The following is a 17,196-nucleotide window of genomic DNA, read 5'->3' as shown; positions in this document are numbered from 1 at the left end:
GTTCGTCCGGGTCGTGACAACGGAGCAGTTAATGGCAGTCAGAATTGAAGCCAATCTCATCCTTCACAACGGCCGCATATGGTGCGGCCGCGAGGAAGGATCCTGCGAGGCGGTGGCCGTCTGGCAGGGAAAGGTTCTCGCAACCGGCAGCGATGCAGAAATGCTGAGCCTTAAGGGATCGCGCACCGAGGTCATCGATCTGGACGGCCGTTTTGCCAGCCCCGGGCTGATCGACAACCATCTGCACCTGATTTCGACCGGTATCGTCATGGGCTGGGTTGACGCGACGCCTGCCGCGGCTCCCACCCACGCCGCGCTGATGCGCCAGATCGCCGAACGCGCAGCGGTGACGCCGAAGGGCGAGTGGGTTCGCGCACGTGGTTATGATCAGGTCAAGCTCGATACGGGCCGGCATCCGACACGCGCGGACCTTGATCTCGCTGCGCCGGATCATCCGGTTCTGGTGACGCGGGCGTGCGGCCATGTGGCGATCGCCAATTCGAAAGCTTTGATGCTGGCAGGCGTGACCGAGGCGACACCGGTGCCGGATGGCGGCGTCATCGGCCTGACGGACGGCAAACTGAACGGCCTTCTGGCGGAGAACGCCATGAACCTCGTCAAGGCCGTGATCCCGTCGGCCACGACCGCCGAACTGATCGATGGGATCGAGCGCGCCGGTCAATATCTCTTGTCCCTCGGCATTACGAGCTGCATGGACGCCGCCGTCGGGCAGCTTTCCGGCTTTGCGGAAATTCAGGCCTATGAAATGGCCAAGATCGCGGGTCGCTTGCCCGTGCGTGTCTGGCTGACCCTTCTTGGTGATCCCGGCGTGTCGATCGTCGAGGATTGCTGGCGCGCAGGCCTCATCTCCGGCGCCGGCGACGACATGCTGCGCGTTGGCGCGGTGAAAATATTCCTTGATGGATCGGCCGGTGGACGCACGGCCTGGATGACCAAGCCTTACAAGGACGAGCCGGAAAACCTCGGCGTGCAAATGCTGCCCGACGCGGTCGTCGAGGAGATTGTGCAGTCCTGCCATGACCGGGGCTACCAAATGGCTTGCCATGCAATCGGCGACGGCGCTATCGAGCAGTTGATCACGGCTTACGAGAAGGCGCTTGCTGCCAATCCTGATCCGGATCGCCGCCACCGTGTGGAGCATTGCGGCTATCCGTCTCCGGAGCAAAACGCGCGAATGAAGGCGGCGGGCATTCTGCCGGCGCCGCAGATGGCCTTCATTCACGATTTCGGCGACAGCTATATCTCCGTCCTCGGCGAGGAGCGCGGCGTGAAGTCCTACCCGATCGGCACCTGGGCGCGCATGGGGCTCAAACCCTCCACCGGCTCCGACTCACCGGTCTGCTCGCCCAATCCTTTCCCCGACCTCTACGCGATGATCACCCGCCAGACCGGCAAGGGCACCGTCATGGATGCCTCCGAGAAGCTTAGTCGCGAGGAGGCGCTCCAGGCCTACACGGAATACGGTGCCCATTCGCAGAAGACTGAAAACGTGAAGGGGCGGCTGGTCGCTGGTCAGTGGGCTGACATCGCGGTCTTCGACAATGATCTTCTCACCGCATCGCCCGAGGCGATCCTGTCGGATACGCGCTGCCTGCTGACGCTGCTGGCGGGCCGCGTTGTGCACGACGCGAGAGGCTGAGCCACTCAAAAAAATGACTGACACGATGCCGAAAAGGGAACCCGGCACAAAGAGGGAGAACGAAATGCTGAAGAGACTTTCAATCGCTGCGATGCTCAGCCTGGGCGTCGCGACCATGGCGTTTGCGGATGGCGAGCGTCATGGCGGTACACTTGTATTCACCGCGCCTTATGGCTCCAGCTTCGCGACGCTGGATGTTCAGTCGAGCCCCAACACGCAGGAAGAATTCATCACCCAGGCCATTCACCGGGCGCTGTACAGCTGGGACTCGATCAACAACAAGCCGGTTCTGGAATTGGCGACCTCGGCTGATGTTTCCGAGGACGGGACGACCTACACCTATCATCTGCGCGACAACGCCGTCTTTCACAATGGCAAGCCGCTGACGGCCGATGACATCATCTACAGCTACAAGCGCATCGGCAACCCGAAGAACGCGTTCCCCGGTGCCAGCTATATCGCCATCATCAAGGGCGCCGACGACTATATCGCCGGCAAGGCGCAAGACATCAGCGGCCTGAAGAAGGTCGATGATCACACGCTGCAGGTCACCTATACCGGGCCAATCAATCCCGGCTTTTCGTTGATGCAGAACACGACGGTGATCTATCCCTCGAACGTCGCTGACGAGTCGACTTTCGGCAAGAACCCGATCGGTCTCGGCGCCTTCGCCTTCAAGGAATACACGCCTGGCTCGCAGGTCGTCGTGGAGAAGTTCGACAAGTACTACGAGAAGGGCAAGCCCTATCTCGACCGCGTGAAGATCGTGCTGATGGGTGAGGATTCCGCCCGCGACGTGGCCTTCCGCAACAAGGAAATCGACGTGTCGATCCTTGGGCCCACCCAGTATCAAGCTTACCAGGGTGAGGATGCCCTTAAGGACCACCTGCTGGAGGTCGCCGAGGTCTACACCCGCAACATCGGCTTCAATCCGGCCTTCGAGCCGTTCAAGGACAAGCGGGTGCGTCAGGCCATCAACTACGCAATCAACACGCCGCTGATCGTCGAGCGCCTGGTCAAGAACAAGGCTTACCCGGCTTCCGGCTGGCTGCCGCTCTCCTCGCCGGCGTTCGACAAGGAAAAGCCTGCCTATGCTTACGACCCGGAAAAGGCCAAGGCGCTTCTCGCCGAAGCCGGTTACGCCAAAGGCTTCTCCTTCGAAGTGACCGCCAGCCCAAACGAAAGCTGGGGCGTGCCGATCGTCGAAGCCGTCCTGCCGATGCTGCAGAAGGTCGGCATCACGGTGAAGCCGAAGCCGGTCGAAAGCTCGGCACTCGGCGATGCGGTGACGTCGAACAATTTCCAGGCCTTCATCTGGTCGAACCTCTCCGGCCCGGATCCGCTGCAGGCGCTTCGCTGCTACTACTCCAAGACGCCGCAGTCGGCCTGCAACTACGAGAGCTTCTCGAACGGCGATTTCGACAAACTCTACGAGGCAGCGCAGCAGGAACGCGACCCGGCCAAGCAGAACGAACTGCTACGCCAGGCGAACAACCTGATCCAGGACGAAGCGCCGGTCTGGTTCTTCAACTACAACAAGGCGGTGATGGCATACCAGCCGTGGATCCACGGGCTTGTTCCGAATGCGACGGAACTGGCCATCCAGCCTTACGATGAAATCTGGATCGACGACACGGCGCCGGACTCGCGCAGTTAATCCGGGAGTTCATGCCGGTGGCCGCGGGATTCCCGCGGCCACTCGAATTCGCATTGCCGCGCGCCTCCCTAAAGGGCGACCAAAACGGGTTTGTTCATGCTTCGCTTCACTCTGCGCCGCGTCCTGCAGATCGTGCCGACGGTGATCGTCGTGGCGTTGTTGATCTTCGTCATCTTCAGCGTTGTGCCGGGCAGCTTTGCCACCAGCCTTCTTGCCGATGGCAAGCGCACCGCTGACCCACAGCTGATTGCCCACCTCAACCAGGAATTCGGCCTCGACAAGCCGCTGACGGAGCGGTTCGTGAAATACGTCACCGACCTTGCGCGGCTCGACCTCGGGACCAGCTTTCGAAGTCGCCAGCCGGTGCTCGATCTGATCGGCGACCGTATGTGGGCTTCGCTGGAACTAGCGCTCGCCGCCATGGCGTTCGCGGTCGTGGTCGGCGTGCCACTCGGCTTTCTCGCCGCTCTCCGTCCCGGATCGATTCTCGACACGACGACGATGATCGGCGCGGTCTCGGGTCTTTCCATGCCCCAGTTCTGGCTCGGGCTCCTGATGATGTACGTCTTTGCGCTTCATCTGAACTGGCTGCCGAGCTTCGGCTATGGCGACGGATCGTTCCGTAACCTGATCCTGCCCGCCGTCACGCTCGGCGTTACGCCGCTGGCGCTTCTGGCACGCACCACGCGAGCAGGGGTTCTCGACGTGCTGAACGCCGATTTCATTCGCACCGCGCATTCGAAGGGCATGAGCGAAGCCAAGGTCGTGCGCTGGCACGTGATGCGCAACGCGCTCGTGCTGATCGTGACAACAGTCGGCCTGCAATTCGGTTCGCTGATCGGGCAGGCCGTGGTGATCGAGAAACTTTTCGCCTGGCCTGGCATCGGCTCGCTCCTGGTGGACAGCGTGGCGATCCGCGACATTCCCGCGGTGCAGGGAACGATCCTGGTCATCGTCCTCTGGTTCCTCGTCATCAACACCCTTGTCGACCTGATCTACGCGGCGATCGACCCGCGCATCAAGCAGGGGTGAGGCGATGCGCTTTGGTTTCAATTTCATCCTCGGCGCGCTTCTCACGGTGCTCGTCATCCTCGCCGGCATCTTTGCTCCCTGGATCGCGCCGTTCGATCCGGTGTTGAATGCCGATCTGATGAATGCCGAATTGCCGCCCGATGCCACATTCTGGTTTGGTACGGACGCTCAGGGCCGTGACGTCTTTACCCGCATTCTCTTTGGCGCGCAGATCTCGCTGACCGTCGGGATCGTCTCGCAGGTCATCAACTCCATCATCGGGTGCACGCTCGGCATGACTGCCGGCTACTGGGGCGGCTGGTGGGACGATCTCGTAAACGGTCTCACAAACGTCATGCTTGCCATCCCCTCCTTGATCTTCGCGCTGGCGGTCATGGCCGTACTTGGCCCGGGCCTGCCATCACTGCTGATTGCCCTGGGGCTCACGAACTGGAGCTGGACGTGCCGCATTGCGCGCTCCTCCACCCTGTCGCTGAAGTCTCAGGGATATGTGCAGGCTGCACAGACGCTCGGCTACGGCGATCTGCGCATCATGTTCACGCAGATCCTGCCCAACATGATGGGCCCGATCCTTGTCATGGCAACGCTGGGCATGGGCTCGGCGGTGCTTTCAGAGGCGGCTCTCTCCTTCCTCGGACTTGGCGTCCAGCCCCCCTTTCCGAGCTGGGGCTCGATGCTGACGGATGCGCGCCAGTTGATCCGGACCGCGCCCTGGGTCGCGGTGTTTCCGGGGCTCGCCATTTTTCTCTCGGTGCTTGGCTTCAACCTTCTGGGCGACGGGCTGCGCGACAGGCTCGATCCGCATATGAGGACGCGCACGCCATGACTGCTCCGCTTCTCGACATCAAGGAACTCAAGCTCGATGTTTCGGCCGTGCGCTCTCTTCTTCCAATCCTCAAGGGCGTCTCGTTCCAGATCATGCCGGGGGAGGCCTATGGGCTCGTGGGCGAATCCGGTTCTGGTAAATCGGTGACGTCGCTTGCCGTGATGGGTCTCCTGAAAAGGCCCTTGCGCGTGTCGGGCGGTGAAATTGTCTTCAAGGGCCAGAACCTGCTCGCCCTGCCGAAGCGGGAGATGAGACGACTGCGGGGAAACCGCGTCGCCATGATCTTCCAGGAGCCGATGACGGCGCTCAATCCGCTCTCCACGGTCGGGCGCCAGATCGCCGAGATGTTCGTCCTGCACCAGGGCAAGGACTGGGGCGAAGCGATGAAACTTGCCGTGGACGCGCTCGCAAGCGTGCGCGTGCCCAATCCGGACCGACGCGCCGCGAACTATCCGCACCAGATGTCGGGCGGCTTGCGCCAACGCGTGATGATCGCCATGGCGCTCGCCTGCAATCCCGACCTCTTGATCGCGGATGAGCCGACAACGGCGTTGGACGTGACCGTTCAGGCCGAGGTGTTGCGGTTGATCAAGGAACTCTGCGCCGCGCGCGGCACCGCGGTCCTGTTCATCAGCCACGATCTCGGCGTGATCGCCAGTGTTTGCCAGCGGGTGGGAGTGATGTATGCCGGTTGCCTGGTGGAGGAGAACGATACCGCTCTGCTGTTTTCCGATCCGAGGCACGAGTACACGCGCGGGCTTCTCGGAGCGCTGCCGCGGCTGGGGAGTCGCAGCCTGCATGGACGCCAGCGCCTGGTAGACATCGACAGCATCATCGCCGATCGCTCGAAGTTGACCGAGACGAGGTTCATTGCGCCACGCCGCGACGAAGGAGGAAAGCCGTGACCGGGTCTTTGCTGCAAGTGGACGACCTGCATGTGCGCTTTCCGGTGTCTGGCGGCGGGCTTTTGGGAACCGGACGGCGGACGCTTTACGCCGTAAACGGCATCAGCTTCGAATTGGGCAGGGGTGAGTGTCTGTCGATCGTTGGCGAATCAGGCTGCGGCAAGTCCACGACGGCGTTGTCGATCCTCGGTCTGCAGGCGCCGACCTCAGGAACGATCCGCTACCGGGGTCAACCGCTGACCGGACCTGGTGCGCCGGGGCGCATGCAGCGCGCCAAGGCGGTGCAGATGGTATTTCAGGATCCGTACGCCTCGCTGAATCCCCGCCAATCGATAAGGGCTTCGCTCGCCGCACCCCTCAGCCTTCATGGCATCAAATCGGCATCGGAGATTTCCGACAGGATCGAGGCGATGCTGATCGATGTCGGGTTGAAGCCGGAACAGGCCAGTCGCTACCCGCACGAATTCTCGGGTGGGCAGCGCCAGCGCATCGGCATTGCCCGCGCACTCATCCTCGAGCCCGAGATCGTCGTATTGGACGAACCGGTATCGGCCCTCGACGTCTCGATCCGAGCGCAGATCATCAATCTTCTTCTGGATCTGCAGGAAAAGCTCGGTCTTTCCTATCTGATGATCAGCCATGACCTAAGCGTGGTGGAGCACATGAGCGATCGTGTGCTGGTGATGTTCTTCGGCCAGGTCGTCGAGGAAGGTGGGTGGCGACAGATCTTCGAGACGCCGGCCCATCCCTATACGCGCCGCCTTATAGGGGCCATTCCCGATCCCGAAATCGCCATGAGCGGGCAACCGAAGGCGAAGCGCTTGCATGATGCCCAGCTCCCGGCCGGACGCGGTTTCGGATCGGACGGGAGCCCGGCACCGGATGTCTTTGCCGCGCCGACCCCGTCGGAACTGGTCGAAATTGCCGACAATCACAGGGTGAGGCTGTCCGTCGCGGCTTGATTGAATTAGGGCCGCACTGCAATGACGTCCTACGCCCCGGTTGCCGGCGAGGAAGGCGGTTGGAAGCATTTGAAATCGCTTTTGCTGCTTGGTGCGTCGCGTTTGATCCTGATGCGTGACCCATACGAAGAGGCGTGCGAGAAGATCAACGCCCGCGCTAGGGAACTGTCGAGCTGATACCTTAGACCGTCGCTGGCGCCTGCGGCAAAGGGACAGGATAAAGAGGCCTGCTCGCCGGCCAGCCGTGACGGCTGTCGAACACCTCATCCAGAGCCCTGTCAGCAAGACACCTGACAGGCTCGCATCAGTCGACAAACTCGACAGTCACGCCTGGTTTTACCATCGCGGCCAATTCCTCGGCGTCCCAGTTGGTCAGGCGGACGCATCCATGTGATCCGATTTTGTCGATAAGGGAGGGTTCCGGTGTGCCGTGAATTCCATACGTCGGCTCTGTCAGATCGATCCAGATGGTTCCAACGGGGCCGTTGGGACCTTTGGGCAGCGTTAGGGGCCTGGTGTTCTTTCCCTGCTGAAAGTTGATTTTCGGATCGTAACTGTATGGCGGCATTCGCGCGACGCCCTTGACCTTGTGGGTTCCTGACGGCGAAGGCGTTTGCCTGCTGCCGATCGTGGCGGGATAAACGGCCAGCAGGGAGCCATCCTTGCCAAACGCCAAGACTTGCCCAATTCGTCGTCGCACTTCAATCCTCTTGACCATATCTTCTTTCGCGTTGCCGGGCATCACCACAAGTATTGTCTTTCCGACCGTAAACGGCGTGCCGGCGTTCAGCGCCTTCAGAAGATCGATGTCCATGTGGAACCGCTCGGACAGTTTCTCGGCAACGCTTGTGTATCCGAGGTACCTCATCTTGGCTTGCCTGGCGTAGTCTTTGGGAATGAGGTCGACGAGATCTTGTGTGTCTTCCGGGGAGATTACATAGGCTCCGATGACTGGCTGGTCGTCAAGCAAGAGGCGAATGACCTCAGGATCCAGCTTTCCATCGGTCGGTATGCCCCGCATGGCTTCGAGGCCAGCGATCGCCTTGGTGACGTTCTCGCCGTAATGCCCGTCTATCACCCCGGGAGACGACCCCAAGCGATCCAGAAGCACCTGCAGACGTATAACGGCAGGCTCTGGTCGAGGGGAGGCTTTGGCTGGTCGCTCGGTTGGAATGGAGTCGAGCGAGGCACTGTTGATGGTTTCCGCACCAAGCTCCTGGGCGCTTGCGTTGCCAAGCAGCCCCAGGGTCAGCGACACGACGAGAAAGATCGTTGTTTTCATGAGCGTGAAATCTACGACCGGCCAAGTTGTTCCAACGGCGGCGTCCGTTCTGGCAGTCGGAAGTTCAATATCATCAAACGGTATGCAGAATGCTTTCACGCGGTTCACTGCACCGCGACACTGTTACAGATCACTCACTGAGAGGGTTCTCGGTGGAACCGGATCGCAAGACTACGGCCTTAAAGAACGTAGCTGATCGGATCGTTGCTGACCGGATGCGGAAAGACACCCATTTCCAGATCGAAGACCGACTTGAGCACATCGGACCTTACGATGTCGGCTGGCGTGCCGTGTGCCGAGATGCGGCCCTTCCTCAAAGCCACGATCTCGTCGCAATAGCGGGCGGCCAGATTGATATCGTGGAGGACGACGACGATCGTTAGCCGGCGCTCGTGGCTGAGTTCGCGCAGCAGCGCCAACACGCTGGCCTGGTGTAGCAGATCCAGCGCGGAGGTCGGCTCATCAAGAAGCAGGCACTGCGCATTCTGCGCCAGCATCATGGCGATCCAGGCGCGTTGCCGCTCGCCGCCGGACATGCTTGCCACCGGGCTGTCTGCAAAACGTTCGAGATCGGTTCGCTCTATGGCCTCGTCGACGAGTTTCTGATCGGCGCTGGTGAAACGGCCGAGCGTGCCGTGCCACGGGAAGCGGCCAAGCGCCACCAGTTCACGAACCGTCATGCTATCGGTCGCTGGTGTGAACTGCGGCATGTAGGCAACCTGCCGGGCGAAGGGTCTGGCGCCCCAGCGCGAAATCGCCTCGCCTTTCAGCTCGACCCCACCGGAGGTCGGGGCAATCTGTCGGGCCATGATCTTCAGAAGCGTGCTCTTGCCGCTACCGTTCTGCCCAACCAGACCGTAGATGCGTCCGCTCGACAATGTCAGGTCTATCCCGGAAAGGATTCTCTTTCCTGCCGCGTGATAGGCAATCTGTGACGTTGTCAGGAAGGGTGTCGACATGCGGCTTCTCTTTGCTTGCATCAGATAGCGATCGCGGCTCTGTACGCGCTCGTGCAAAACTTTACCGTTACTGTCAACTTATATATTCTCTGGCGAGCAATTATTTCGAAATGAAGCTTGGCCGCCTTGAGACAGGTTGCCCCGGACGCCGTCTTAAAGAGGTGGGCACTTTCCGCGCATTCGCAAACAGCGGCCGAAATCGAGCTGGTCAGGTTGCATCTTAAGGCTTGCGAGTTGGTTGGAAGAACAGCAGGCTGCCATGTCCGCTGATTTTCGGGTTGAGATCAATGATTTCCGATAAGCGAACCCGGTCGCGCGCCGTGTTGCGCTCCGCGTCAAGCGAGGAAAGCACTGCGCGGTCGTCTTCTCTGCAATTGCGCCATCGATGGGGTGTTGACGAGAGCCAAGCGTGCGTTGACGTCTGCGACTGGTTTGGCCGGTGAATTGCTGGCAATGAGACCACAACTGCCAGCGCAAGTGGTTGCAATGGAATTGTACTCACGAAGGGAGCACCAGAGTACCAAGCGGGCCAGAGGGAGACCCCGCCGCCCGTTCTGCGCGGCGGCACAGGCGGCTGTCAGGTCATCCTCAGATCGACGCCGGGGTGCAGCTTCTTCAAATTGGGTAGCGATTTCGTCTGCCACGAAATTTGGGAGGAACCCAGAACGGTCAAATGGATCTCCGGGCGTTTGCGCGCTTCGATTGTCAGCTTGGCAAGCAGATTTATGCCGGAGGAATTGAGGAACTCCAACCCCGTCAGGTCCAAAGTGGTTTTGCCGCTGCCATTTTCGAGCGCCTTCATGGCGAGTTCTTGGACCGGGGCGTAAGCGTCAGGCCCCGATAACCGCATTGTCCCATCGAAATAGACGGTGCTGCCTTCGGACCAGACGCGGTAGGCTTCTTCTCTAATTTCCATCGCGCACCTCTTGCTGTTTCATGCCGGAATTGACATAGCTGCATAGGTTTCAAGCCTTGTTCGGTCGTAAGGGTCGTCCTCCTGGAAGAGCCAGGCCATTTGCACTTCGTAGTCGCTCATCAGGGTCAACAATCCGAGGCCCGATGCATTGCCTGACGTGGCCGTGGCGTTTGCTTCGATCTGCCTGATAAGCAGCTCGCTCGGATCACCGCTCGTTACCTTGCGGAGCAGTTGCTTGAATCTACCAGCCGTTTCACGGTCAACGAAATTGGACACCCTAAGCCGCAAACAATCGGCTTGCGCCAGGGCTTCGACAACCACTTCGCCGCGAATGCGAAACTTGATAGCGTTCTCTATCAGCTCGTTTGCAAGGTAACCGATGTCCTGTTTGAGCTGGTTGTATATCCGTTTCGGCGGCCGAAACCTTGAGACCATCATTTCTGCAATGAAATCAGACGTCATGCCGGAGTGCTTCCAGGCAAGATCAAGTGGGCCATCAAGCAACCTAAGCCGAATTGCGTGGGCTGCAGTGGAGGAGGCGAGGTGTTCCTGCCCATAGAGTACGACTGCCATGTCATCACCTATGCCGCATCACGACCAGCGTGATGTCATCATGTATTTTTTGAGTTCCGATGTAGGCCATCAAACCTTCGACGATACCATCCTTCACTTCCTCCGCGGTCTGGCCATGAAGAAGCCGCGCACTCTGACAGAGCCGGTCGATGCCAAACAGCTCGCCACGCGGATTTTCGGCTTCCGTAACACCGTCCGTATGGAGCACGATAAGGTCGCCCTGCTTGAACGATATCTCGCGAGTATCAACAAAAGGCGAAATATCGGATTCAAGCCCAACCGGCAGACCGAGGTCACCGGTATCGATCCGCTCGACTTCACCTGTCTTGCGGATGACGATAAGGTCTTCATGCTGTCCTGAAATGGTGAGGCGATCGCCGTCATAGTCAAGAAATGACAAAGTGAGGTGTTTGTCGGTTTTTGTCCTCTCGATATTCTTGAATATCGCCCGATTGAGATGCGCGAGGAATTTCGAAGGATCGGTTTCTCCGGCTTCCTGGAGGGCACGGGCGACCGACTGCACCATCAGCATCAGCACGCCGCTTTCCAGCCCGTGACCGGTTACATCGCCAATGCCGATCTTCAGGCTTCGGCCGTTTTGCAGGACATCATAATAGTCGCCACCAACCTCGTCGGCCGGACGCATATAGGCGGCAATATCGAGGTGTTCAACCGCTCCAAGCTCAGCGGGCCGCGGCAAAACCATCATCTGGATGTGGCGTGCTACATCGAGCTCTGCGCCGAGGCGCAGGTTCTCGCTCTTCAGCTGCGTATTCAACGCCTCGATTTCTTCCTTTGCCGCCTCGATTTCCTTCGTCCGTTCATCGACCAGCTTTTCAAGATTCTCCGTATGGAAGCTGATCTGCTCGGCCATGCGATTGAAGGCAAGTCCGGCCTGCGCCACCTCATCCTTGCTGGTAATCGCCACCCGAACGGAATAGTCCTTCGCCTCAATGCTCCTTGCAGCGGCTGCCAAGGCGCTGATCCCGCCAGTGATGCGCTTCGACGCCGCAAATACTGCGGCCGCAACGATGAGCAACGACACCAGAACCGCAAGAATCTGGTAAAGCAGGATACGATTGGTGGCACGCGCTATCTGCTCTCGAGCAGCGATAAGCGACGCATAAATTTCGTGCTCCCGTACGACGATACCAAGCGACATGACCTCGCGTTGAACCGGACCGTTGACCCAAAGATTCGATGGGCGGAGCTGCTTGGTGACCACCAGATAGGGCACATCCTCGCCATTCTCTCTCAGTGAAATGCGGTGAATGACGCCGTCGGCGTCGAGCGGAAGAGAGGCAATAGCTTTCTGCGTACTGTTTCGCAGCGAGCGGTCAACGCCGGTCACGCCCTGGTTGGTGGCGTCGCTTGCCGCGCGCAAGCCGATGATCTTCTCCCCCGTCCGGTTAATTGCGGCAACATTGCCGTTGGACATGGCAAGGAAGCCGAAACCGGTTTCGGCGACCTTCACGTGTTCGACGATTTCGGCCAGCTGGTCGAGCGTTATGTCGGCGCCGGCTATCCCGGCGACGTCGCGGCGATCTGCCGTCCAGAGAGGATGAAAAAAGCTGACGATCAGCTTTCCCGTTATCGCGTCTGTGTATGGTGCAGTCTGGGTAATGTCTTCAGGAACGGGGCGTGAGGCTGGATTTCGCGCCCACTGCTGCCATGACTCGTAGATGCCAGGAAAGAAGAAGGCCCAGAAGTTTTCTTTATTGTGGCCGGGGTAGAGCCTGTCGAACGTCTGCGCCTGGTCCGTATAGGGAGCCGTTCTAAAGATCGGCCGCTCTTTCGGACCGATATAGTACATTTGAAGTTTGGAGGCCCCATTTTGCAGGAGGTTAGGGGCAACCAGATCAAGAACGGCGCTGGTTTCGATGTCTGTCTGCACTTGCGGCAGCGGACGATGATCCTTGTCGAGAAGGTAACCCCAGACACTAACGACGGATGGTGACCCGGGTGCGTTCTGCGCCCAACCGCCGCCGCTGTCGAAAGTGACCGTCACGGCGTTGGGATCAGCTTTGGCCATTGCGGCCCCAACCTTACTGTTCCTCGTCGGCCGATCTATCTGCGACTGCAACACGCCAGCGAGCGCCTTAACGTCGGAATGCACCTGATTAAGAAGCAGCCCAACCTGTGCAACGGTGGACTCGGTGGACGAGCGAATATAGTCTTGGCTTGCCTTTTCAAGCCCTTCTCCGACTTGAGTGGTCGCGTCACGCGATAGCCGTTGCACGTTCCATAGTGCCAGGCTGCCGCTGACAAGAAGATCGAAAAGCACGGCGCCGCCGACGACAAGGATGAATTTCGTCCGAAAGGAGCGTAATCCGAGACTTGGCTTCTTTGGCGCAGCGGTCATAGCGGCTTCTGCCCCGACGCCGCCCAGATCGGCCAGCCGGCATAGCCTCTCGGGTGAAGGGCGGCAAAGATATGATCCCTGAAGCCCTGCCTGAACCGTGCCACGAACTCGGGAGAGTCCCCGCGTCTAGCGGACATCTCGCCTGCGTAGACATCTTCCCAGGCTTCAATGACATCGGCGAACTCCTGCGGGTCGCCGTCGTGGTTGGTGACCATGAAACTTTCGATCTTTACATCCTCGAAACCGGTATCCAGCAAGAGGCGAGAACCCTTTGGTCCCATTTCGACGTCCATGTCGAAATGGCGAAAGAGCTTGGCGACCTCGTTATAGGTCCATTGGATAGTTTCGGCGCGCGGTTCACCCAGGCAGTGAGAGTTCTTTTCGTTTGTGATGTAGACCCGGCCACCCGGCTTGCAGATCCGATAGAGTTCTCTCAGAAGGAGCTCGGGCCGATCGAAGATCTGTAACGAGTGGCGGCACGTCACAAAATCAAACTGGTCGCTTTCGAACAGCATCTGTGATGCATCGCCAAAGGTATATTCGATATCGCGAACGCAGAAGTCTTCCGCTACGGAGCGCGCATAGTCGAGGCTGGCCACGGAATGATCAAGCGCGACAATCCTGGCGGGGTCGAATTCTTTCCTGACAAGCATAGCGAAATCACCGATGCCGCAGCAAATGTCGGCAATCGCCATGCCGCCGCGCAGACCGTGCCGTGGTAAAATCGTCCGTTCGTGACGCCAGGTCATTTTCGTCTGGGTCCGGAGTATCGGTATGAAGCTCTTATCCTCGACGAACGCCTGACCAGGATAGAAAGCAGAGTCATAAATCTCCATGGAAATGTTGGGCGAAAGTTCCCCAAGGTGCCGAAACATCTGCGTCGCCCATGTGACGACACTTGATGCGAGCACGACAATCTTGAGTTCGGGTCGGGAGTACGAGGCATCGACGAGAACACGCGCCAGAGCGCCGAACGCCGTGCTGTTCATGTGGGTGACGCGTTTCAGATTGACGTAGAAGACGCCGTGCACCTTTTCGATTTTGTCGCGCAGCAGAAGCAGATCGTCCGCAATGTCTGCGATCGAACGAGGCCGGAAGACGCCTGTTGCCACGAATTCCTGGTTGCTTGTGTCGAATTGCGTCGCAAAGACAGGGGAGGGGTTGTTCGCGGTCAAGTGAGGAGCCTTTCAAGAGGCAGGTCGACAACGAATGTGAGCGCCTCGGCTGCCGAAGCGCGCAGCTCTATCTCCGCATCATAGTTGACCGCCAATCCCAACAGGATCGCTTGTTCCAGGGGAGCCGTCTCGTCGGCGATGACCTTCACGTAGTTCGCCAGTTTTCCACTGTGTTTCAGACCCCGGACGAGTTCAGCATAAAAGCGGTGCTGTTGTGATGGGCACGGAAAACTCAACTCGATCCGCTCGATTTGTTCATGACGATAGAAGGCGCATGCTAGTTCACCCTCTTGCGCCTCCGAGCGAAACGACATCTCGAGGAGTTCGTTGAGGGCGGAGGACAGAAGGTTGGAATGGCGCAGTGGATCACGGCGGTCATGGCTGACCATTTGGGCGACGTAGTTCGAGAGCTGGTCGCAATGCAGCCAGTCGGATGTAAAGGTTGCCATCTCCATTTCCAGGTTGAGGAGTTGCTCAAAAGCTGCGTCTGCCATTGCCATAGCCTCCTGCCTTTTCAACCTGCACCTCCCTGGCCGATCGCCATCCCGGTTGCATCCCGCCCACCGCCGCCGTTTCCCCGTCGTCCTTTGCGGGGGGCGATGAATTGGCGAATGTGATCGACATGCATCGGCGGGCTCAGGAAATGCCCCTGCAGTCTGTCGCAGCCTTCCTCCAGGAGCCACGCGGCCTGTTCGGCAGTCTCCACGCCTTCGGCAGTGACGCGCATTCCGAGCCCATGCGAGAGCGCAATGACGGAACGTACAATCGTCCGGCTCTTTTCGTCGCTTAGGAGGTCGTTGACGAAGTACTTGTCGATCTTGATGTTATCGAAAGGAAAATTCTTCAGGTAACTCAGGGATGAATACTCCGTCCCGAAGTCGTCGAGCGAGATCTGTATGCCAAGCACGTTCAGGGTGTTCAAAGTATCGAGATTGTTGATCGTGCGCTCCAGAAGGACGGTTTCCGTGATCTCGAGTTCCAGGCGTTCGGCGGGAAGACCAATAAGATCGAGAGTTTGCGACACGCGATCTGTGAAACCTGCTGTCAAGAATTCCGCCGGGGATAAGTTGACGGCAACGGTGTAATGGTCCGGCCAGCTCAGAGCTTCCCGACAGGCCTGTTCCAGCACCCATTGGCCGATTTCGCTCATCAGCCCATCTGCCTCTGCCATCGGGATAAAGGCAATCGGAGGAATCACGCCGAGCCTCGGATGGCGCCAGCGCAGGAGAGCCTCGAAACCGGTTACGGTGCGTGAGTGGTCAACAAGAGGCTGATATTCGAGGAAAAACTCGCCATGCTGGAGCGCGACCCTGAGGCTGCGCCTCAGCAACTCCCGTTGTTCCAGGACCACCAACATGCTGGGATCAAAGGTTCGTGCGCGACGGCGTCCTTCCTTTTTGGCAGCATAAAGGGCGACGTCGGCTGCTTTCATTAATTGCTCGCCCTCATCGCCATCGCGGGGCGCAATCGCAATGCCGATACTGGCTCCCACAAAGACGGTGATGCCGTCCACCACGAATGGTTTCTTGAATTCGCCAACAAGCGCATCTGCCAGTCGTTCTGCCTCTGCGGGCTGCTCTTGAGAAGTTTGAATGACGGCAAATTCGTCGCCAGCAAGTCGGAAGGCTGTTTCGTCGGTACCGAGCACGCTTCGGATTCTGGCGGCTGCAAGCTTCAGAACGATGTCTCCGGCGCCGTGTCCCAAGGTATCGTTCACCGGCTTGAAGTCGTCCAAATCAATCTGCATCAGGGCGAGACCGCATCCGCCGCCGGTCGGAAGAAAGCGCCCCAACTGGTCGCTGAACTGCCGGCGGTTGGGAAGCCCGGTCAGGGCGTCATGGGTTGCCTGATGCAAGAGGAGCGCCCGTTCCTGCTCATGCGCAGGTGTCGATTCGATACGGTCAGCAACGGCGATCTCGATAACTGCCAATCCCTCCTTTGCCGGCAGTAGCAGCAGGTCATAGCCGTTGTCGGTCGACACACCTATCCGTAGCGATTGTGGCGTGCCGTTTTTGATGACGAGTTGTACGAGGTCCGCTGAGGGAGCGGCTTTCAACATGGGGTAAATGTCGCCCAGCCTTGTGGGTTGCTGCCTGTTGAAGCCTGAGCGTTTCGCGAGCGTCTCAGACCAATCAATAAGAACGAGGTCTAGATCCCATAGCGAGAAAACAGCTGCGACACGGCTGAAGAATTCGGATCCATGTGGAACTAGCGTAGGCCAATTCTCACGATTTTCCGGCATATTGGGTGGGCCTCCGCGTTGAGCCTGCGCCTAGGTTTTTCCGATGCATCCCACACATGCTGAATCAGCAGTCTCTAAGAAAGCTAGCGTATGCCGTGTTGTAGTCAATCAAAAACGCTACCATAGGGCAGTATTGTCCCTCTACCAGACTGCAATTGTCGAAATGTACGCGGGAGGGAAAGTTAGTAAGCGGTACCAAGGCCCCCATTCTTCGAGGGTCCGTCGGAGCCTATAACCAGACAAAAGCGCGCTCATTCGGCTCGAGCCTACTGAGGCTCGGCCTGGGTCTCGCGCATCGGATAGCAGAGAGCGCGGGGCTGGATATTGCGACGGCAGTTTCCGCAGTACTCGGGTCGACCCAGCCCTCGCGTATAGCTGCAGGTGTCTCCGGACAAAATGATGAGATTCCTGAGACGATCTGGGGCCAGTTCACGTCCGCCGCGCTCAATTAAGACAAAACTGTCGCTGGGTTCGGGTTCGGCCGCGGTCGCCGACGCGAAGCAGCGCTCTTCAGCAGGCTCTTCAGACAGAATGCAGACTGTCGTGCAACTTGCTCCCGACCTGCATAAATCCTTTCGCAATGATCTTGATTGGGCCTCGCTGTCCCCTAGCTCAATTATTCAGGGCGTACGCGGCAATGGGGCT

At 59.0% G+C, this 17,196-nt stretch carries 15 protein-coding genes; 7 read left to right on the top strand and 8 right to left on the bottom strand.

Annotated features, from left to right (window positions below):
* Positions 1-31 precede the first annotated feature (31 nt).
* From IB244_RS07460 to IB244_RS07430, 7 genes are all read left to right on the top strand, one after another.
* Entirely contained in the window at positions 32-1,660 is a 1,629-nt protein-coding gene (locus IB244_RS07460; protein WP_192303699.1) for an amidohydrolase, read from the top strand.
* A 64-nt stretch (positions 1,661-1,724) separates the two neighbouring features.
* Complete coding sequence (locus IB244_RS07455) at positions 1,725-3,317, top strand: ABC transporter substrate-binding protein (RefSeq protein WP_192303697.1); 1,593 nt, start codon at positions 1,725-1,727, stop codon at positions 3,315-3,317.
* A gap of 96 nt (positions 3,318-3,413) precedes the next feature.
* Positions 3,414-4,349 (top strand): ABC transporter permease, encoded by a 936-nt coding sequence (locus IB244_RS07450; RefSeq protein WP_018858030.1) that lies wholly within the window; start codon positions 3,414-3,416, stop codon positions 4,347-4,349.
* Positions 4,350-4,353: 4 nt separating this feature from the next.
* Positions 4,354-5,175 (top strand): ABC transporter permease, encoded by an 822-nt coding sequence (locus IB244_RS07445; protein ID WP_062369167.1) that lies wholly within the window; start codon positions 4,354-4,356, stop codon positions 5,173-5,175.
* Positions 5,172-6,080, top strand: a complete 909-nt coding sequence (locus tag IB244_RS07440; protein WP_192303695.1) for an ABC transporter ATP-binding protein — start codon at positions 5,172-5,174, stop codon at positions 6,078-6,080. The genes IB244_RS07445 and IB244_RS07440 overlap by 4 nt, the downstream gene beginning before the upstream one ends.
* The gene (locus tag IB244_RS07435) at positions 6,077-7,042 is read left to right on the top strand and encodes an ATP-binding cassette domain-containing protein (RefSeq protein ID WP_192303693.1); all 966 of its coding nucleotides are present in this window, start codon (positions 6,077-6,079) and stop codon (positions 7,040-7,042) included. The genes IB244_RS07440 and IB244_RS07435 overlap by 4 nt, the downstream gene beginning before the upstream one ends.
* Positions 7,043-7,063: 21 nt before the next feature.
* Positions 7,064-7,219 (top strand): hypothetical protein, encoded by a 156-nt coding sequence (locus IB244_RS07430; protein WP_192303690.1) that lies wholly within the window; start codon positions 7,064-7,066, stop codon positions 7,217-7,219.
* A 127-nt stretch (positions 7,220-7,346) separates the two neighbouring features.
* Here the strand turns inward: IB244_RS07430 and IB244_RS07425 are convergent, their stop codons facing one another.
* The 8 genes from IB244_RS07425 to IB244_RS07390 form a co-directional block, all read right to left on the bottom strand.
* A complete protein-coding gene (locus IB244_RS07425) occupies positions 7,347-8,324 on the bottom strand; it encodes a L,D-transpeptidase (RefSeq protein ID WP_192303683.1) in 978 nt (325 codons plus the stop codon).
* 179 nt (positions 8,325-8,503) lie between these two features.
* Entirely contained in the window at positions 8,504-9,283 is a 780-nt protein-coding gene (locus IB244_RS07420) for an ABC transporter ATP-binding protein (protein WP_192303682.1), read from the bottom strand.
* Positions 9,284-9,860: 577 nt separating this feature from the next.
* Positions 9,861-10,199 (bottom strand): slr1659 superfamily regulator, encoded by a 339-nt coding sequence (locus tag IB244_RS07415; RefSeq protein ID WP_025660241.1) that lies wholly within the window; start codon positions 10,197-10,199, stop codon positions 9,861-9,863.
* Between the two features lie 18 nt (positions 10,200-10,217).
* The gene (locus IB244_RS07410) at positions 10,218-10,772 is read right to left on the bottom strand and encodes a slr1658 superfamily regulator (RefSeq protein ID WP_169683256.1); all 555 of its coding nucleotides are present in this window, start codon (positions 10,770-10,772) and stop codon (positions 10,218-10,220) included.
* Between the two features lie 4 nt (positions 10,773-10,776).
* Positions 10,777-13,134, bottom strand: a complete 2,358-nt coding sequence (locus IB244_RS07405) for a SpoIIE family protein phosphatase (RefSeq protein ID WP_169683253.1) — start codon at positions 13,132-13,134, stop codon at positions 10,777-10,779.
* On the bottom strand, positions 13,131-14,309 hold the full coding sequence (locus tag IB244_RS07400) for a class I SAM-dependent methyltransferase (RefSeq protein ID WP_192303681.1): 1,179 nt from the start codon (positions 14,307-14,309) through the stop codon (positions 13,131-13,133). Before IB244_RS07400 ends, IB244_RS07405 begins: the two co-directional genes overlap by 4 nt.
* On the bottom strand, positions 14,306-14,803 hold the full coding sequence (locus tag IB244_RS07395) for a ubiquinone biosynthesis methyltransferase UbiE (RefSeq protein ID WP_169683250.1): 498 nt from the start codon (positions 14,801-14,803) through the stop codon (positions 14,306-14,308). Before IB244_RS07395 ends, IB244_RS07400 begins: the two co-directional genes overlap by 4 nt.
* Before the next feature lie 20 nt (positions 14,804-14,823).
* Positions 14,824-16,551, bottom strand: a complete 1,728-nt coding sequence (locus IB244_RS07390; RefSeq protein WP_192303679.1) for a putative bifunctional diguanylate cyclase/phosphodiesterase — start codon at positions 16,549-16,551, stop codon at positions 14,824-14,826.
* Between the last annotated feature and the right edge of the window lie 645 nt (positions 16,552-17,196).

This window comes from Rhizobium sp. RHZ02 (assembly GCF_014851575.1).
Classification (GTDB): Bacteria; Pseudomonadota; Alphaproteobacteria; order Rhizobiales; family Rhizobiaceae; genus Rhizobium; species Rhizobium altiplani.
Note: the sequence above shows the minus strand (reverse complement) of the source record. Positions and strands in the feature narration are given on the sequence as shown.